General features: G+C 43.4%; 2 protein-coding genes and 2 pseudogenes. All 4 read right to left on the reverse strand.

What is annotated here, in order from left to right:
- Positions 1–350, reverse strand: a pseudogene (locus tag PAN06_RS13895) (2,3,4,5-tetrahydropyridine-2,6-dicarboxylate N-acetyltransferase); the annotation flags it as partial.
- A 65-nt stretch (positions 351–415) separates the two neighbouring features.
- Entirely contained in the window at positions 416–1324 is a 909-nt protein-coding gene (locus PAN06_RS13900) for a hypothetical protein (RefSeq protein ID WP_269796622.1), read from the reverse strand.
- Between the two features lie 14 nt (positions 1325–1338).
- The gene (locus PAN06_RS13905; RefSeq protein ID WP_269796623.1) at positions 1339–2028 is read right to left on the reverse strand and encodes a hypothetical protein; all 690 of its coding nucleotides are present in this window, start codon (positions 2026–2028) and stop codon (positions 1339–1341) included.
- Positions 2029–2033: 5 nt separating this feature from the next.
- Positions 2034–2235, reverse strand: a pseudogene (locus tag PAN06_RS13910) (hypothetical protein); the annotation flags it as partial.

Consider the following 2235-nt stretch of genomic DNA (forward strand, 5'->3'; position numbering starts at 1 on the left):
CCGATATTGATGACAGCCCCCATCATGACTACCGCATTGTCTTCAATCGTTACTTGGTCACGGATAATAGCGCCTGGTTCAATACGCGCATTTAGGTAGCGTTTATCCAGTAATGGGACAGCTGAGTTACGGCCATCTTGTTCTACCACATAATCCTTGTTTTCAGTTAAGTTAGCCAGAAGGGGCTCGATATCTTTCCAGTCACCGAACAAAACATTGCCAAGCTTGGTAACAGAAGCAGGAACAGCTGTTGCCAATTCCCCTTCAAAGGTTACTTTCACATTTGTTTTCTTTTCTGCATTTCCAATAAAAGCGATAATTTCTTGTGCAGACATTTTTTGTGCAGTCATGAGATTCTCCATTCATTTCAATTAAAGGTATCCATATTATACCACAATCCTAGTGAGATGGACACCTAAGGCGACGTGGAAGTTGATGTCGCTGAATCTTCTAGACCCTTGATTTCACTGATGGTACGATTGCTACCAAAGTGAATAATGACGGACCGCGAATCAGAAAGCTTATAGTAAAAGGTTAAGAAGGACTCTGAACCCAGCATACTCGACCAAGAAACACTGCTAGGAATTCCTACTGTATTCACAAGATCTGAATAGCTCGTTCCTATTTTCATATTGGCAAAATCTTCTCTGTTTAAGCTACCATTTTTATTGGCTAATCGCTCACTGTTTAAGTTTTTAAAATCAAGAGAAGATAAACGATCAACACCAATATTTGAAAGTAAAACTGTTACGGAAGAAGGAGAGCCTTCAGACTGATACTCCAATTGTGTCATAAAAGGACTGACACCACCTTCTTGGTAGGTTTCTTCCCCACTGCTAGCCTTCCCCAGTACAGCTACCACTTCCTGTGGAGACAGAGAAGTTGAATAATGACGACCTTGATCTCCCTCACTTAAACCAGGAATCAGGGAAATGGCCTTCTCATAGGTCACTTGAAACTGAAATTCCCTCTCCGGAGCAATCAAGCTACTCGTACCACCTCTCAAGATTTCCTTTCTAGTTCCATAAGACAAGCTAGTGCTTCCATATTCACTAGTAGTAGAAGAACTATGAATACCTCCTGAAGCCAGATAGGCAATTAATCCCAGCATGGCCAATAAACCAAAAAAGGCTGCCAGCGAAGACCCTTCACTCTTAGAGGAAGGAGAGTAGGTTTTATCCCTATCCGATTGGGAGTCTAGTACCGTTTGTCTTGGTTCTGAATGCCTGCTTCCCCCTATTGAAGCCAGGTCAGCTTCTGAAATCAAGCGACTCCCACCCTGGTGAGAAGAAGTTGCCTTGATGTCTGTCCGTTGATCGTCCAATGATGTCTCCCTTCTTATACCAACACTAATTTCTTGCCTTTTTTCTTGAATTCCATTACCACTTCTGACTGCCCTGGTAGCTGGTAAGTCGCGCGATACCCCATTCCGCCATCTGACACTTCCCCCCAGATTAAGCGTTGAGGATTTCCTAGTTTCTTAATAAGCTGGGCGAATTCTGCACCTTTGTGCTCTTTTTCAGTAGTGATTTCTTTCTCACTGCTTGTCTTCTCTTTTGCGTCCAACAAATTCGTCGCATCCACCATCGTCAAGCGATACCCCTGGTCTTTCTCTTCTTCAAACCACAAGTTCACACTTTTCTTCCCCTGATCGGTTTGCTTAGCTGCATAAGTCAAGACAAGAACGGTTTGTTCCCCTTGAGCTGTCTTTGTGTAGCGAACTTTTTGTGCTTTTCCCCATTCAGTCACAACTGTTTCCAAGCGGGTTCCTGGTTGCTGACTCTGCTTAAGACGGACTTTCAAATTCGCCACAGCTTCGATGGTCCATTTAAACTGTTTGATTTCTTGTTCCTTGCTGACCAAATTCTTGTAATCCTTTGGCTGGAAATGAGTCAGTGTTTGGTCCTCCTTGGTATCGGTTCCCTGCTCCTGCACCTGGATGCTTGCAATCGCAAGTAACAATCCTAAAACAAAACACAAAAACGGCAGCAAGAGCTCTTTTCGATTCTTTTTCATCCACTCTATCATCTGCTTCACCCCTTCTTCGTCAAACGATACTGACCAGTCTGGTCACGTTCAAAGGTTAAAGAGACCAGTCCATCTGTCACCTGATAAGACAGGGCTAGGACTTGCTTGTCCTTTTCAGAGGTCAAACTAAGAGAATTGGGAAGACCTGATTTTTTCAAGACATCTTCTACTGCTGTCCCCTTTTCCTTTTTTCCATCTAGTGTCTGA

The organism is Streptococcus sp. SM3 (genome assembly GCF_027497875.1).